At 33.8% G+C, this 15604-nt stretch carries 14 protein-coding genes; 5 read left to right on the top strand and 9 right to left on the bottom strand.

Annotated elements, in window-relative coordinates; genetic code table 11:
• Window positions 1–21 precede the first annotated feature (21 nt).
• The 3 genes from trmB to P2W65_RS06985 form a co-directional block, all read right to left on the bottom strand.
• Window positions 22–699 (bottom strand): tRNA (guanosine(46)-N7)-methyltransferase TrmB, encoded by a 678-nt coding sequence (trmB, locus tag P2W65_RS06975; RefSeq protein ID WP_115888040.1) that lies wholly within the window; start codon window positions 697–699, stop codon window positions 22–24.
• 226 nt (window positions 700–925) lie between these two features.
• Window positions 926–2308 (bottom strand): ammonium transporter, encoded by a 1383-nt coding sequence (locus P2W65_RS06980; RefSeq protein WP_179003930.1) that lies wholly within the window; start codon window positions 2306–2308, stop codon window positions 926–928.
• Window positions 2309–2571: 263 nt separating this feature from the next.
• On the bottom strand, window positions 2572–3060 hold the full coding sequence (locus P2W65_RS06985; protein ID WP_289664485.1) for a nuclear transport factor 2 family protein: 489 nt from the start codon (window positions 3058–3060) through the stop codon (window positions 2572–2574).
• Window positions 3061–3315: 255 nt separating this feature from the next.
• Between P2W65_RS06985 and P2W65_RS06990 the strand changes: the two genes are divergently transcribed.
• Window positions 3316–3969 (top strand): hypothetical protein, encoded by a 654-nt coding sequence (locus tag P2W65_RS06990; RefSeq protein ID WP_289664487.1) that lies wholly within the window; start codon window positions 3316–3318, stop codon window positions 3967–3969.
• A 96-nt stretch (window positions 3970–4065) separates the two neighbouring features.
• On the opposite strand, the gene P2W65_RS06995 is transcribed toward P2W65_RS06990, so the two are convergent.
• Window positions 4066–4380 (bottom strand): HPF/RaiA family ribosome-associated protein, encoded by a 315-nt coding sequence (locus P2W65_RS06995; protein ID WP_179003933.1) that lies wholly within the window; start codon window positions 4378–4380, stop codon window positions 4066–4068.
• A gap of 159 nt (window positions 4381–4539) precedes the next feature.
• On the opposite strand from P2W65_RS06995, the gene P2W65_RS07000 reads away from it, so the two are divergent.
• Window positions 4540–5304, top strand: a complete 765-nt coding sequence (locus P2W65_RS07000; protein WP_289664489.1) for an Eco47II family restriction endonuclease — start codon at window positions 4540–4542, stop codon at window positions 5302–5304.
• Here the strand turns inward: P2W65_RS07000 and dcm are convergent.
• Both dcm and P2W65_RS07010 read right to left on the bottom strand, forming a co-directional pair.
• Window positions 5280–6524, bottom strand: coding sequence for a DNA (cytosine-5-)-methyltransferase (gene dcm, locus P2W65_RS07005; protein WP_289664490.1), 1245 nt, complete (start codon window positions 6522–6524; stop codon window positions 5280–5282). The genes P2W65_RS07000 and dcm overlap by 25 nt on opposite strands.
• Window positions 6525–6696: 172 nt before the next feature.
• Window positions 6697–9180: an AsmA family protein gene (locus tag P2W65_RS07010; protein ID WP_289664491.1), complete on the bottom strand. Its 2484-nt coding sequence runs from the start codon at window positions 9178–9180 to the stop codon at window positions 6697–6699.
• Window positions 9181–9412: 232 nt separating this feature from the next.
• Here P2W65_RS07010 and trxA point away from each other — a divergent pair, with 232 nt between their 5' ends.
• Window positions 9413–9730, top strand: coding sequence for a thioredoxin (trxA, locus tag P2W65_RS07015; RefSeq protein WP_008466289.1), 318 nt, complete (start codon window positions 9413–9415; stop codon window positions 9728–9730).
• Window positions 9731–9916: 186 nt separating this feature from the next.
• Here trxA and P2W65_RS07020 read toward each other — a convergent pair whose 3' ends face one another.
• Window positions 9917–11995, bottom strand: coding sequence for an ATP-binding protein (locus P2W65_RS07020; RefSeq protein WP_289664495.1), 2079 nt, complete (start codon window positions 11993–11995; stop codon window positions 9917–9919).
• Window positions 11992–12699: a LytR/AlgR family response regulator transcription factor gene (locus P2W65_RS07025; RefSeq protein ID WP_289664496.1), complete on the bottom strand. Its 708-nt coding sequence runs from the start codon at window positions 12697–12699 to the stop codon at window positions 11992–11994. The genes P2W65_RS07020 and P2W65_RS07025 overlap by 4 nt, the downstream gene beginning before the upstream one ends.
• 195 nt (window positions 12700–12894) lie before the next feature.
• On the opposite strand from P2W65_RS07025, the gene P2W65_RS07030 reads away from it, so the two are divergent.
• Both P2W65_RS07030 and P2W65_RS07035 read left to right on the top strand, forming a co-directional pair.
• Entirely contained in the window at window positions 12895–13434 is a 540-nt protein-coding gene (locus P2W65_RS07030) for a hypothetical protein (RefSeq protein ID WP_289664497.1), read from the top strand.
• A gap of 33 nt (window positions 13435–13467) precedes the next feature.
• A complete protein-coding gene (locus tag P2W65_RS07035) occupies window positions 13468–14049 on the top strand; it encodes a hypothetical protein (RefSeq protein WP_289664498.1) in 582 nt (193 codons plus the stop codon).
• A gap of 291 nt (window positions 14050–14340) precedes the next feature.
• Here P2W65_RS07035 and P2W65_RS07040 read toward each other — a convergent pair whose 3' ends face one another.
• Window positions 14341–15555 carry a hypothetical protein gene (locus P2W65_RS07040; protein WP_289664499.1) on the bottom strand — a complete coding sequence of 405 codons (1215 nt, stop codon included), beginning with the start codon at window positions 15553–15555 and terminating at the stop codon, window positions 14341–14343.
• Window positions 15556–15604: the final 49 nt, after the last annotated feature.

The raw sequence follows: 15604 nt of genomic DNA on the forward strand, positions 1-15604 counted from the left end.
AAGGTTGTTTTCAAAATTAAATTAGTCTTTAATTTTGAAACGAATATACGTAATTGCCTTGTTAATTTCTAGATATTGTTTCTCATAAAATGTCTGAATTGAAGTGACAACTTCTGGACTTCCTTCATTTTTGTAAACATTATGGTTCGCATATAAAACTTCGTGCCCTTCTCCATGAAGTAAACCAAGTGTATATCCATGCATAAATTCGCTGTCGGTTTTTAAGTTTACGACACCATCTTTTTTAAGAATCTTTTTGTATAATTTCAAGAATTCAGAATTGGTCATTCTGTGTTTCGTTCTTTTGTATTTGATCTGCGGATCTGGGAAAGTAATCCAGATTTCATCTACTTCGCCTTCGGCAAAAATATGATTGATCAATTCGATTTGAGTACGTACAAAAGCCACATTATGAAGACCGTCTTCAACAGCAGTTTTAGCACCACGCCAAAAACGAGCACCTTTAATGTCAATTCCGATAAAATTTTTGTCTGGGTATTTTTCAGCTAATCCAACAGAATATTCTCCTTTTCCACATCCTAACTCTAAAACTAAAGGATTGTCATTTTTAAAGAAGTCAGAGTTCCATTTTCCTCTTAAAGGCATTAAATTGCCCACAACTTCTTCTCTAGTTGGTTGAAAAACGTTTTGAAATGTTTCGTTCTCTCTGAATCTTTTAAGTTTATTTTTGCTTCCCACTTTTAAAAATTTTTGGCAAAATTAAGGAATATAAACGAATGAAACGGCTTAAGAAGGTTTAAATGTTTTTCGCCACGAATTCACGAATTGTACTTTATTTATTTTTGCCACAGATTATAAAGATTAAAAAGATTTTCAAATCTGTGCTTAAAATTTTAAAGCCACGAATTCACGAATTTTATTTTTAAAATAATTCGTGAATTCGTGGCTGAAAAAAAAATATTTTTTAACCGTAATGTGGTTCTGTAATTGGTTGTGCTTTTGGATCTAGAGATTCATCGTGCTGAGATAAATCCAGTCCAATATGTTCCGATTCTTCAGAAACTCTCAATGGAATAATAAAGTTCGTTACTTTAAATAAGAAATAAGCTCCGAAGAAAGTAAAGACAGAAACTAAAACTAAGGCCATCATATGGTGTCCGAAAACATTCCATCCTCCGTGTAATAAACTTGCATTTTCGCCGTGAGCAAAAATCGCAGTTAAAATCATTCCCATAATTCCACCAACACCGTGGCAGGCAAAAACGTCAAGAGTATCGTCAAATCTTTTTGAATATTTACAGTTTACAGCCGTGTTAGAAACCAAAGCCGTCACAAATCCGAAGAACATACTTTCTGGAACCGAAATAAATCCTGCAGCTGGTGTAATGGCAACTAAACCAACAACAGCTCCAATACAAGCACCTAAAGCAGAAACTTTTCTTCCGTTCATTCTATCGAAGAAAATCCAAGTTAACATAGCAGCAGCCGATGAAGTAGTGGTTGTTGCAAAAGCCATAGCGGCTGTTCCGTTGGCAGCAAGAGCAGATCCAGCGTTGAATCCGAACCAACCAAACCAAAGCATTCCAGTTCCTAATAATACAAACGGAATATTGGTTGGAATATGCTGGCTGTTTTTTCTTTTTCCTAAAACAATAACACCTGCCAAAGCTGCAAAACCGGAACTCATGTGAACCACAGTTCCTCCTGCGAAATCCTTAACACCAAAATAACTTCCTAAAACACCCGTTGGATACCAAACGGCGTGACATAAAGGAGCATATATGAAAATCGTAAATAAACTAATGAAGACTAAGTAAGAGATAAAACGAACACGTTCTGCAAAAGAACCTGTAATGATTGCAGGACAAATGATCGCAAATTTCATTTGAAACAAAGCAAAAAGCATAAACGGAATCGTGTTTGCCAATTGTTTATGAGGTAGAACGCCTACATAATCCATAAAAGCAAAAGTGGTCGGATTTCCGAAAAAGCTGTAAAAATGATCTCCAGAACCAAAACCAACTGGCTCTCCAAACGCTAAACTAAAAGCAACAACAACCCATAAAAGTGTTACAACTCCCAAACAGATAAAACTCTGAAGCATAGTCGAAATAACGTTTTTCTTTCCTACCATTCCACCATAAAAGAAAGATAATCCAGGTGTCATGATTAAGACTAAACAGCTTGAAGTAAGCATCCAGGCAACATCGGCAGGAACAATATGATCTGTTGTTCCAAATTCTGATAAAACATAACTATTTTCTGTTACTGTTGGCCAAAATGCACCAATTGTGCATACGACACTGATCATAATAAAGGAAATAATCCAGCGTTTTTCTATTTTCATTTTTAAAATACTTTGTTTAACCCTATTTTTTTTGGGGTCAAAGTTAAAAAAAAATAAATATTCTCGTTTTGAAGGCTGTTAAATTAGAGGTCTGGGTTTTATTTTGATCGATTTTTTAAAATACACATCATTTTTTTGACAGTATCTTATTTTAAAGTTACAAAAAAGCACCGTTTTTGCCGAATTAATTAAAATTAATTTCTTAATTCGGCTTCTAAGGTGCTCGAAAAGTTATGTTTATAAAAAGAAACAGGTGAAATGTTTTATTTCTTTTGAAGCTTTGTTATCAAAGTGTCTTCGATTGGTGCTTTGATTTTGGTTACCGCATCAACCTCATCGTTTGGAATCGTCATCGATAAAACATAATGCTGGATTTTCCATTCGTTACCTACTTTTGCCAAAACTCCAGAACCACGGCAGATTTTCATTTGTGTATCTAACAATTCATCAAACCAAGCAATTTTTCCAGTTTTGTCAAAAAAGATATGACGTTCTAAAGCTTTAAAGTTCCAAGTTGTTCCTTTGTCAAAATAAGGTTTTGCCCAGATTGCGAATTCTTTTTTAGTCCAGTTTTCGGTTGCATCAGTTCCAATGTAGATGGCATCGTCTGCCAAAGTATTGAAATAAGCATCAAATTTTACTTCGCCCGCCGCTTTATGCCAAGCATCTAAAGTTTGATTGATTTTGTTTTTGTCTGTCTGTGCATTCGCAAAAGAAGCAACGAATAAAAGAAGTAAAAGTGTTTTTTTCATGAGATATACTATTTGAGTTTAAAGGTATAAATTTTTTTAAACCATATAAGGAATATAAGAAAATGGAAGTTTTTATCTAGCATTTGTGATCGTAAATGTGTTGTTTCTCAGGATTACCTAAATTACTGATAACCTGTCTGGATTTTGAAATCAAAACAATTTTAAAATCTTGTCTTTAATTATCATTAACATTCCTCATGTAATTTAATCGCTCAAAAACTATTATATTTGATTTTCAATAAAAATACCATCCCCATGAATCCAAAACTACTTATAAGTTCACTCGCTATAACCTCTCTTTTATTTGTTTCGTGCAAAAAAGAGTTAGAACCGCAAAAAAGCACATCAACTTCTGAATTGGTGCGATTAGGACTTGCAAAAGACACTACAAAGGCGGCGACGCCAGCTGTACAAGCTCCAATGACAAACCCAAATTCTGTTATGGGAGAAACAAAAGGGATCAATCCAGCTCACGGACAGCCGGGACATCGTTGTGATATTGCAGTGGGAGCGCCACTAAATTCTGCGCCTACACAACAAGTACAAACACAGCAAGGTCAAACGGTTCAAGTAAATCCAACGCAGCAACAGGTAGTTACTACAACACAAGTTAAAACACCAAAAGGCATGAATCCGCCTCACGGACAACCAGGACATAGATGTGATATTCCAGTAGGAGCACCATTAAATTCGCCTGCGGCAAAAACAACTGCAGCTGTAAATACAGCGGAAAGCGGATCGGTTTCTCAGAATTTTACGGTTACGCCTCCTCCGGCATCCAATCCAGTTCCTGCTTTATTGAGTACTGAAGGTACAGAAGCTAAAGTAGCAGAGGGAATGAATCCGCCACACGGAAAACCAGGACACAGATGCGATATTGCGGTAGGAGCACCTCTGCCAAAATCTTAGATGAAAGTGACATAGAAATAAAACAACAAAGTGACAAAGGTTCCAGAAAAACTTAGAACCTTTGTCACTTTGTTACTTTGCAACTTATTTATTATATTAATGTTCTTTTATTTTTTCGAAAGTTGTAGTCAACGATTTTTTTGCCTTTGCCAAAGCACCGCTAAATGCTTTTTCAAGGGTTTCGGCATGATCTGTAACAGTGATTGGCTGTAATTTTACAGGACGTACCTCGATTACGCATTTTTTGTCATGCAAGCTGAATTTTTCTCCATTTTCGTCTCCAAAATGAATCTCTACGCGAGTAATTTTATCTTGAAAACGTCCTAAGCTTTTTTCTGTTTCCGCAGCAAAATAGCTTTCTAACCTTGCACTTCCTTCAATGTTTTTGTCGGTGTTGATTTGTACTTTCATAATGCATAATATTTAATGATTCATTCTCAAACTTATCCAATTTAAAGGTAAAAGACAAGAAGGTTAAGGAAATATTAAGATAATATTTCGGGAAAATTATTATCATTTTCATAAACGAATAAAAAATGTAATTTAGCCCTATTTAAAGAGTAAATTCTTATGGCAAATAAATATGTAGACTTTATTACGGATGAGCATTTTTTGAATTGTGTAGCCAATCTGCATAACTCTTATCTTAAAGCTAAAAACAATATTACTAAAAAGAAATTTTTTAAAAATAAGATTGACACTATAAAACTTACCTTAGATTCAAAGTTCAATAGTATTGATGAAGAAGATTTAGTCCAGTCAGAAATATTAAGACAGATTGATAAATCTATTAATAATTCTATTGGTACATTTCATGAACAGATACTTGGAGGTGTAGATGGATATACGGTTGGCAAATTGAGTGGTTTTGATATTAAAGCTGTTGATGATACTTTGTTTGCTGATATCAAGAATAAACATAATACAATGAATAGTAGTTCTGCAGAAGCTCTTTTTCAAAAGCTTGCCCGTTATGCAGATGACTATAAAAAATCAAAATGCTATTGGGTTCAAATTTTAGCAAAAGGTAGTTTTTGCGAATTGTGGCATGGTGATATTAATGGCAAAGAATATAGTCATTCAAGGGTTTATAAAATTTCAGGGGATCAGTTTTATGCTCTCATTACAGGAGTTGAAGATGCTTTTTTTCAGATATATAAGAATCTGCCTTTGGTAATTGATGACTATTTAAACTCAATCGAACAAACCGATCATGTTATAGAAAACTCTGCAATAGATGAAATAAAAAATAATACAATCTCTTCAAAAAGAAGTGTACTGGAGCAGATAACTTTTGAAAATTATAAATATTATTCAGGCTTTGATAAATTATAATATTGATTCAAAAATTTGATAATAGAATATCCTACTTCTTTACCTAGGTTTACAGGAACAGCATTTCCAATTTGTTTATATTGTTGAGCAAGAGATCCTGAGAATTTCCAATCGTCTGGAAATGTTTGGATTCTAGCATATTCTCTAACGGTAAAAGGTCTTGTTTCTTCTGGATGGCATCTTTCTGTTTGCTTTTGTGCAGGGCTGCAAGTTAGAGTAAGACAAGGTTCATCCCATCCAATTCTTCTTGCGATTCCTGTTTTGCCGCCGCCAAGATAAAAACTGCCTCCCATAAATTCTTTCTGTATGTCTAAAGGAAGATCTCTCCAATATCCTTTTTGTGGCACTAATTTTAAAACATCAATTTTGGATTGAGGATACTTTGCTCCTCCAGAATGGGGAGCATCACAATCAAACAAGTCACCTTTTTTGAGAGCGTCTCGGAGATTGTATATTTTTTTATAAGGTTCAGGATATTCATATTTTAAATCAATATCTTTTCTAATGCCAACCAGAATTAATCTTTCTCTTTTTTGAGGAACATTGAAATTAATTGCCTTTAAAACTTGAACTGGAACAACATTATAACCAATTTCATCTAAAATAGAAATCATGCCTTGCAGGGTTTTACCATTATCATGACTCAATAGTCCACGAACATTTTCTCCAATACAAATTGGAGGATTTACTTCCTTCACGGCTCTGGCAAATTCATAAAATAAGGTTCCTCTTGCATCAGCTAATCCTAATTTTTTTCCTGCATAACTGAATGCTTGACAAGGAAAACCTCCGGTTACAACATCAACTTTATTATGAAATTCTGAAAAATTAAATTCTTTTATATCTCCTTCTAAAACATTCCAATTTGGTCTATTGGTTCTTAATGTTTCACAAGCCCATTTGTCAATTTCATTTAAAGCCACACATTTAAGACCTGCTTTTTCCATTCCAACAGCTAGTCCACCAGCTCCAGCAAAAAGCTCGAGAACAGTATAATCATTATTAGGTTTTACGTAATTAGAAACGGCATCTTGTATATCGTCATCAATAAAACTTGAAAACAAGCGAATAATTTCAGATTTATTGTACATTCTATAATTACTCATAGGTTCGCGTACAGCATTCAGTTTGCCCTCATTATCCCAACGTCTTAAAGTCTCTTTACTTTTTCCCAATAATTCTGAAGCTTCAGACAATGAAATATAATCACTCATAACCAAGTTGTTTAACGTTATACAATGGTTACAAAAATAAAGTAAAAAATTCCATAATAAAGAGTGTTTTTTGTTCTAAATTGGAACAAAATAGATTTGATTTTTTTAATTCACTCGAGATCATTTAAGTAGAAGAAAACGAACGTAGCATATTTTTTTAGTTTCTTTTGATATAGTCTTAATCCGTGGAAGATTTATCCTTCTTTCCCCACTTTATTTTCATTTTTCCTTCATTATCATAAGCAATCAAATGAAGCACAATTCCACGTTCACGAACGGCTTTACGCTCTGCTTTAGTCGCTAGATTGGTATCGTTTTTAGAATTTCTAAGCGGAATGGTAAGTGCAAGATTGGTGCCTCGACCGAAAGAATAAATTCCATCTACATCGAAGTTTAGGACGCTGGAACTTATCATGAGTTTGTTGACATCGACTTGCTCGCCACGAAGATTTAAGGAACCTGATAAATCACTGAACGTAATATTCTCGACATCACGAAGCGGAAAAGCAAACTTGCCGATTTTCATAATCGGTTCAAAGTTGAGTAAAGCACCTTGATTGACTTTGAAATCTAAATTTCCTTTCATAGAGTTCACAATTAAATCGCCTTTACTGCTCATTAAACCGGTAACATTGGCATTGGAAGTTAATCGGCCTCGAATGTTTTTTGGACTAAAAGATTGGATTCCGAAATTATGGAAAGATCTTAGGAAACTTGCAATGTCCACCTGATTTACCTGAGCATTCGAACTAAAAATGTAATGATTACCACTGGGCTGAATCGCTCCGTTAAAAGCAATACTTCCACCTGAAGTCTGCAGGATTCCGTTTTTCAGCAGTAATTTAGAATTCAGCATTTGCAATGTTGCCTGAGTATTGGTTGCGGTAAGCGAACCATATGTGATTTTATCGGCTTTAAGATTAATGATCGCCGTACATTTTTCTATAACCGATTTTAACTGATTCGTAAAATTTATATTTTGTTTTTTGACAGTTTTTTTCTGAACTGTTTTTTGTGCTGGAGAAGTTTTTAAAACGCCCAAAAATTGTTTCACATCAATATTGGGACAATAAATGTTCCAGTTTACGATCATTTTTTCGGGAGCGTCGTAATACAGATTCAGGAAATTATCGATTTTTCCGTCAATACGAATAATGTTTTTTTTGTGTTTATAAGCTATTTTTTTAATGTAAAGTGCTTGCTCCGTAAACGATAATTGAACAGCCGTTTTCTCAGCATGAATGCTTTTCGGCAGATAATTGAAAGTAGCATCAGTAATATCGACATCGCCTGTAAAACGAGGTTTGTTGATGTATAAATCGACTATATCAAATTGAAAATTTAAATTAGCTTTAGCATGACCGCTTTCAAAATGAAGGATTTTTTCGTTGGTCATCCCGTTTAGTTTCGAAATATCAAAATCGGCATTTACAATTCCTGTGGCAATGGGTTTTTCGAGATTATTAATAACTGCCTGTGCAATCGTAAGCGGAATGGTTTGGTATTCAGCCTTAAAATTTTTTAAAATTATAGCCGAATTTGGGTCGTTAAACCCGTTTTCTGGTTTAAAATTATTCGTAAAAATTCCTTTAAAACTGCAATTGGTAAACAAACCATCTGGAATGGTCAATTCATTGTTTCGAACATCAGCCTGAACTACAATTTTCGGATCGCCTTCGACATTCAAATCCCCTTTAATATCGCAGTTGACTTTTATCGGTTTTTTCAAATCAAACTGATTCAGTTTTGAACTGATATTGGCAGAAAGCAAATTTGAAGCACTTCGCCATAAAATATCAGTCCTGATATTGATGCCGAACAGCGAATTGTTTTTTCCGATATTAAAAAAGGCAACAATATCAAATCGGTCATCGCCAATTTTTAGCTGTTGTGTCTTGATGTCAATTTTTTGAGATTTCTCGGCATAAGAAATATTAAAATTTCCTTCGAGCCATTTTTCTTTGGCAAAACTTCCGTGAACAGTATTAAAAGCCAGACTGTTAATCTTGGTTTTTAAGAATAAGTTCGTTTGCCAGTTTTCGTCGTCATAATCTACTTTAGATTTTAAACTGGCAACATCAAAGTCAAATAATTTATGCCCAAGATGATTGTCTATAATAACATGAACATTGTTGAGGTTCACTTCATCAATTGTTGTTTCTGGTTTTTCTTTGTTGGTTTCTGCTTTCTTCTTTTTCGGTTTAAAGATGTTTACATTCGAATATCCATTTTCGGCTTTATAAATATAAATCTGAGCATCGTTAATCAAGATTTTATGAATGTTGATTTCCTTTTGCAATAAACTCCAAATGTTCAATCTTGCTTCAATTTCGTTGGCTTTCAATAAAGTATGTTTGTGTACATTCCATTGATTGTCTTTGAGTTCTACATCACTTAATGCCAAAGTAAAATTAGGGAAACCGGTTAAAAACTTGTAATGAAAGTCGGTAACATGAAATTGACCATTTATATTCTCGTTGATTTTATGATTGACTTTGGCGATAATTTCGGTTTTATGCTGATTGAAGTAAATGGATAAAGCACCACAGGCAAGCAGTAGTATAGCAATCAAGCCAAGAATAAAAAAAACAAAACGTTTGGCATATTTTTTAAAAGGCTCAGATTGAAGAAAGGATTTTATTTGAAGTAAAATTTGCTGCATTTGAATAACATCTTTGGAGTATTAAAGATACTATAAAAAAGATTAACGTTTTATTTGGTTGATTTTCAGTAAAATAAATTGTAAATTGACATTTGTGAAGTTGATAATTAATGACAATACATTTATAATGAAAACTAATTTATTAATCGTGTTTGATTTATTTTTAATTTCTAAATTTGTACTGTAGTTTGGAAGTTAATTATTTCAGACCTAATTTTAATCTAAATATATTATGGCATTAGCAATAACAGATGCTACTTTTGATGAAGTAGTTTTAAAATCAGATAAACCAGTAATGGTAGATTTTTGGGCAGCATGGTGTGGTCCTTGTAGAATGGTTGGTCCAATCATTGACCAATTAAGTGAGGAATATGCTGGTAAAGTAGTTGTTGGTAAAGTAGATGTAGATGCTAACCAAGAATTTGCTGCAAAATACGGTGTGCGTAACATACCAACCGTTTTGGTATTTCAAAATGGTGAAGTAGTAGGGAAACAAGTAGGAGTAGCTCCTAAACAAGCCTACGCAGATAGCTTAGACGCTTTATTGTAATCTTTTAAGATTGCAGTTTATATAAAAAAGGTTTGACGAAAGTCAAGCCTTTTTTATTGTTTTTGATTTTTTTTTCGCCACGAATTGCACGAATTTTCGCGAATTTTATTATTAGAAAAGCAGATAAGTAATGGGTTAATTTCACAAATTTAATTCGCGTAAATTCGTGTAATTCGTGGCAAACTTTTATTCAAAAATAATAGTAAAAGTAGCTCCAGCATTTGGTTTGGAACAGACTTCTATCTTGCAATTAATAGCCGTTGCAAGATCTCGGATTAAATGAAGACCTAAACCAGATTTAATGCCGACAACTTCGGATTCATCATATAAAGCCTTAAATTTTTCCTGCGTTCCACCTGGACCGTTATCCGTTATTGAAAGATAGTTTTTCTGATTTTCCTCCCAAGCTTTCCAGACGATTTTGGCATTTGGAGTTTTGTCTAAAGCTTTAATGGCATTTCCCGTAAGATTTCTAATGATGGTTTTTAGATAGTTTTCATCGGTTTCTAGAATGATGTTTTCAGGGTTTTCAAATAGGATTGCGATATTTTCTATATTTGAAAAATGTTTTTCGGTTTCTTCAAACAAAGCAGCTATGGTAATTTTTCTAGGCTGCGGTTTAAAGTTTTCCATCTGTCCTTTGCTCCAAAGTAAAATATCTTCCATAGACGATAATAGATTTTCGGCACCCGTTGTCACTTTATGCTGCATTCGGATGGCGGTTTCTTCATCTATCAATTCGGGATTTTCTTTTTGAATATGCAAAAAGTGAATCAAATTAGAAACGGGACTTCTTAAATCATGATTTAAAATACTAAAGAATCTTAGTTTAATTTTATTTGCTTCATCTAATTCTTGGTTTAAAGCCTGAAGTTTCAAATTGGTCTTCTTTCTATTTTGGTTTTGTTTGAATAACAATAATACGATGATACAGATCAAAGCAATTCCTGAAATTAAAAAAATACGCTGTCTTTTAGCCTCTTCAATCTGAATATTTTTGATTGTGTTTTCTGTGGATAGGTTTTTTATTTTCTGCAGTTTGGTTTTATTTTGGTAACGGGCTTCTGCATTGGCAATGCTTTGTTTGGCAGATTGTGCCATCATTTCGTCATTGTTTTTGCTATAGATTTCGTTATAGTCATAAGCTTCCTTCCATTGTCCAAGCGCGGCATAACTCTGTGATAGTTTTTTATTGATGTTTATAAAAGATTCTTTATCGTATTTCAAGGCATTTTTTGATGCTTTTTTTAAAGTTTCAATTGCTTTTTTGTATTCTCCTTTTTCATATAAAACTTTTCCCAAAATAGTATTGGCTTCCATTATGATATCTTCGTCATTCGATTTTTTTCCGTACAAAATTGCTTTTTGAGCATAATAGTAGGCTTGGTTTATTTTGCCATCATTTACAAAATATTCAGACATGCTTCTATTAGCAAAACTTAGGTTAAGAAAAAGAGAATCTTTTGCTGTGGGATAAGTATATATTAAATCATAATATTTTTGAATGCTGTCATTTTTATGTAACGGTACAAAACTTTGTAAATAATAATTGCATAAAAAAGCAGCTGCGTAAGGCGAATATTTTACGTATGGTTTGGCTTCATTTAAATATTCGATTGCTTTATCGTATTGCTTCATTCTGGTATAAGCACTTCCAATTTGAAGATAAGATATGCCAATGTTCTCCTCGTTGGTTTTGTCTTTTTTAAGCATTTTTTTGTATGAAATCGCTTTTAATTGATAACCAATAAAAGTTTCATATTCAGCATTATTCTGATAATATTCTGCTAAACTTCCGTGTAGGATAGCTTTGGTATAATTACTTTTGGTAGTATCGACAACTTGTTTGATGTATTTAACCAAAGATTTACCTTTTGCGGTATCTTGAACTGAATAATAGATATAATTAAGGCGCATCAAAATAGTAGTTTCATTTTTTAGATGTCTGGCTTTTCGAGCATATCTCCAAGCTGTTTCATAATTTTCCAGCGCTTTTTGATATTGATTGTTGCTGAATTCGTAGGCAAGTCCTTTTTGAAGATAAAACCGGCTTACGTAAGCATATTGATTTTTTGAAATCACAATTCCTTTTTCTGCTGCAATAATAAGTTTAGGATAATCTTCAGACTCTAAAAGCTGATTGGTATATTTTAGCCAGACTTTCAATTTTTCGTTTACAGATTTGTAACGCCCTAAATTAGGTTCCTGTTGTGCAAAAGCATTAAAACTTATATAGAATAACAGCAAGAATTTAAAGATTCTCATGCAATTAGATTTAAGTTTTCCTTGTAACTTCTTCCAATAGGAATTATAGCCGCATTATTCAAAACAATTTCAGTTGAATTGATCTTCTGAACATACTGCTTTTGTACAGCATAACTTCTGTGAATGCGTACAAAGGACTGAAAATGATCTTCTTTTAAAAGATTTCCAATACTAGAAAGCACACAATGCCTTTTTCGTTCTGTGACTACCAAAGTATAATCTTTTAAGGCTTCCAGATATAAGATTTCGTGCAGTTTTACTTTGGTTTGTTCGTGGCCTTCTTTGATATAAATAGTATCACCGCCAATGCTGGCTTCAAACAAAGAAGCTTTCAGTTTGATTTCCATAAACTCCTCGATACGATTTATGGTTTGGGTAAAACGATCCAGTTTAAGCGGTTTTACAATAAAATCGAGTGTTTCGATCTGAAAACTTTCTACGGCATGTTCTGGATGTGCGGTTATAAATACGCAGACAGGAACTTCGAGAGCTTGTTTTCTAAATTCGATTCCGTTTAATCCCGGCATATCAATATCTAAAAACAAGATATCTACTTTTTGTTTTTCCAAGAAAGGAACTGCCTCTTCAGCCGATTCAAAAACACCTAAAATATCCAGAACCGGAAATTTCTTAGCATAAGAAACCACCGTAAGTCTGTCTATTTCGTCATCGTCAACAATAATACAAGAGTATTTTTTCATCATTCAAACTGAATTTAGGTTGTCTGTCTATTTAAAATGTTGTTCGTCTATTGGCTGTTTTTAGCTTGAACTTATTGACGCAAATTTGTTTTGAAATTAAATCATAAGGAAAAAAATGCCCTTACTGATTTTTGCAAAAGTAAAGCTATTGAATTAAAAAAGAGTTATTTAATTAAATTTTTAAAAATCAAAAATGTTATGAAATTTTCAAAAACCATTATTACAATTTTTTTACTAGCCATTTCTACTATTTCATGCAGCGGCGATGACGGAGCAGATGGAACTAACGGAACAGATGGCGCACCAGGAGCAGCAGGAACCGCCAATGTTATTTACAGTGCCTGGATTACAGCTCCAGCAGCAGTTGCAGAAACTATCGACGGAACTTCTGGATTGTCTACCTCTATTAATGCTCCACAACTATCAGCAGATATTCTAGCCAAAGGAACCGTATTAGTTTATATGTCTTTTAGTGGCAGTGTTTATGCGTTGCCTTATACATCAACAGCAGGAGGATTTGCAAATACAATTACAGCCATTTCCAGCTTAAATAAAATCAAACTTTTTCGCTTTAAACACGCTAATGATGGTACAACAGTAGGGCTTCCAACATCACTTACCTGGCGTTACATATTGATTCCGGGCGGTGTTCAAGCGGCGACAGCGAAAACAGCAAAACTAGATTATGCTAAAATGAGTTACGAAGAAGTTTGCAGCCATTTTAATATACAGCCATAATTACAACAAAATCAACTAATCAAAATCAATATTATGAGAGCTTTTAAAACCATATTTACAATTATACTAACAGCTGCTTTAGCCATTTCGTGCAGCAGCGATGATAAAGATAATAGTCCGAAATTTGAAACCGAAAATCCGTTAGCAGCTTATTATACAGCTACAGGCTTTAGCACAGTAAGTAACTTTATTAATTCTGGAGACTACGAATTTGGATTAGCATTTACGCCAACTGTGAAAGGAAAAATAAAGGCAATTACGCTAAAACTGCCCGCGACAAATTCCAGTGTTCGTGTAACGATCTGGGACTATACAGCAAAAACAGTATTGCGTTCGGAGACTTTAAATGTTGCAACAGCTGATGTTGAAGTGAAGAAAGAAATCAGCGAACTCGCTTTAGATAAAGATAAAAAATACATGATTACCATGAACTCAAATGATTGGTACAAAAAAAATAAAGCTGATCTTTCCAATACAACTTATCCAGTTACAGCTGGAAAAATTAGGATTGAGGAATACAGATGGATTTCTGGTACTGCACAAATTTTCCCAACAAATGTTTCGGCAAATTACAATGCAGGGGATTTAAGCTTTGATTTTCAACAAACAGAATAATTCTTTTTTTGGATAGCTTTGAATTAGTAAAGGAAAAGGTTTGACAATCGTCAAGCCTTTTTCGTTTTAACAGAGTGTAGCAACTCTTTTTTAAGCTTCGGAGAAGCGAAATATTTATAGAAAAGAATAGAAATTCTACAATTTAAAGCTCCGGAGGAGTGACATATTTTTTTTACAATCCATAATATATCTCGCTCCGCTGGAGCTTTTTCATTTGTGTTATTGAAATTCTATAAATATTTTACCCCGCTGGGGTTTGCTGATAAAATAATTGAATATTCCAAAAATCAATTAATGACTGTGGCTTTCGCTGTTTTCATACCCAATAACGGTAATCATATAAGGCGTTGCAGAAACCTTTGTCTTTTTAATTTCTGATGAAGAAAGATTTACCTGCAATAATTCTCCGGTTGTTGGCGAAGTGATGTAAGCAAATTTGTCTGTAACGGCCATTTGAGGTTTTAATGTTGCATCTGTTGCCGTAGCAGTTGTTGCTTTAATTTCTTTTTCTACTTGCTGACTATTGATGTTGAAAATTTTAAGATCTCCTGAATGCAAAAGAACAGCCAGTTTTTTAAGATCATAACTTACTTTACACAGCATAATAGTCGTGTTGGCAATAATTGGTTTTACTGTGCCGGCAACAACATCGATTAAATAAGCACCTTTTGCGGCAGTATAACCAATGAATTTTCCAGCAGAAGCCGTTTCCAAAATACTTCCGAACCAAGCCGTTCCAAAATCTGCCGGATGATCGATTAACTTTTGGTTTCCGTTGCTTTCCACTACCAAAATGCCGCTTGACGAACCAAAAACAGCATAAACACCGTCTGAAGCATTTCCGTGAATTCCTTTGGTTTGAATTTTAGCATCAAAAAGCGTTTTTCCGGTATTATCGATAATTTTTACTTTTTCAGGAAGTGTTCCTGTAACCGAATTATCTTTTTCAGTAATAGCATAAGTTCCGTTTGTGAAAGTCGCCATTGCACCGTGATGTGCCAATAAACCAGCGTTTATCGTTTTGAATGTTGAACCAGCTTTGTTTACATCGGTTTCTTTACCAACAGAAAGCGTTCCGTCTCCGTCATTGAAAGTTAGGATTTCGCCAATTTTACTTTTAAAATGCGTTGGTTTTAATGCGCTTGTCGCTAAAATTCCAAATTTCGGAACATCATCAACATCAATATGATCGCCGTGTAATTCCAAGCCGCTGTCAAAAGTTTCTACGAAATTATTGTCTCTGTGAACAATTCCAGCAAAACGTCCCGATTCTGTAGTGTACAAAGAAGACTTTGGAAATTTAGCCGTAAAAGAACTGATTTTATCTTCTGACGGATCAAAAAGTGTTAACTCAGTTGTTTTTTCATCAGAAAGTAAAATTCTAACATAAGTATGTTCTGCCGAATCATGGTCGTGATCATCATGATTATCATCATCGTTGCTACACGAAACCGCAAAAAGCGACAGTGTGAATAAAAAAAGTGCTTTGTAAAAATTGTTTTTCATTGTAATAAAGGATTAAAAATTTGTAAATATTTGAGTTTTGAATTGCCGG

Origin of the sequence: Flavobacterium panacagri (assembly GCF_030378165.1) — a bacterium.
GTDB lineage: Bacteria > Bacteroidota > Bacteroidia > Flavobacteriales > Flavobacteriaceae > Flavobacterium > Flavobacterium panacagri.

What these genes read in the sequence shown, in the direction of transcription:
- P2W65_RS06980 (WP_179003930.1), bottom strand. Translation starts at nt 2,308, where the DNA reads ATGAAAATAGAAAAACGCTGGATTATTTCCTTTATTATGATCAGTGTC.
- P2W65_RS06985 (WP_289664485.1), bottom strand. Translation starts at nt 3,060, where the DNA reads ATGAAAAAAACACTTTTACTTCTTTTATTCGTTGCTTCTTTTGCGAAT.
- P2W65_RS06990 (WP_289664487.1), top strand. Translation starts at nt 3,316, where the DNA reads ATGAATCCAAAACTACTTATAAGTTCACTCGCTATAACCTCTCTTTTA.
- P2W65_RS06995 (WP_179003933.1), bottom strand. Translation starts at nt 4,380, where the DNA reads ATGAAAGTACAAATCAACACCGACAAAAACATTGAAGGAAGTGCAAGG.
- P2W65_RS07000 (WP_289664489.1), top strand. Translation starts at nt 4,540, where the DNA reads ATGGCAAATAAATATGTAGACTTTATTACGGATGAGCATTTTTTGAAT.
- P2W65_RS07010 (WP_289664491.1), bottom strand. Translation starts at nt 9,180, where the DNA reads ATGCAGCAAATTTTACTTCAAATAAAATCCTTTCTTCAATCTGAGCCT.
- trxA (WP_008466289.1), top strand. Translation starts at nt 9,413, where the DNA reads ATGGCATTAGCAATAACAGATGCTACTTTTGATGAAGTAGTTTTAAAA.
- P2W65_RS07020 (WP_289664495.1), bottom strand. Translation starts at nt 11,995, where the DNA reads ATGAGAATCTTTAAATTCTTGCTGTTATTCTATATAAGTTTTAATGCT.
- P2W65_RS07025 (WP_289664496.1), bottom strand. Translation starts at nt 12,699, where the DNA reads ATGATGAAAAAATACTCTTGTATTATTGTTGACGATGACGAAATAGAC.
- P2W65_RS07030 (WP_289664497.1), top strand. Translation starts at nt 12,895, where the DNA reads ATGAAATTTTCAAAAACCATTATTACAATTTTTTTACTAGCCATTTCT.
- P2W65_RS07035 (WP_289664498.1), top strand. Translation starts at nt 13,468, where the DNA reads ATGAGAGCTTTTAAAACCATATTTACAATTATACTAACAGCTGCTTTA.
- P2W65_RS07040 (WP_289664499.1), bottom strand. Translation starts at nt 15,555, where the DNA reads ATGAAAAACAATTTTTACAAAGCACTTTTTTTATTCACACTGTCGCTT.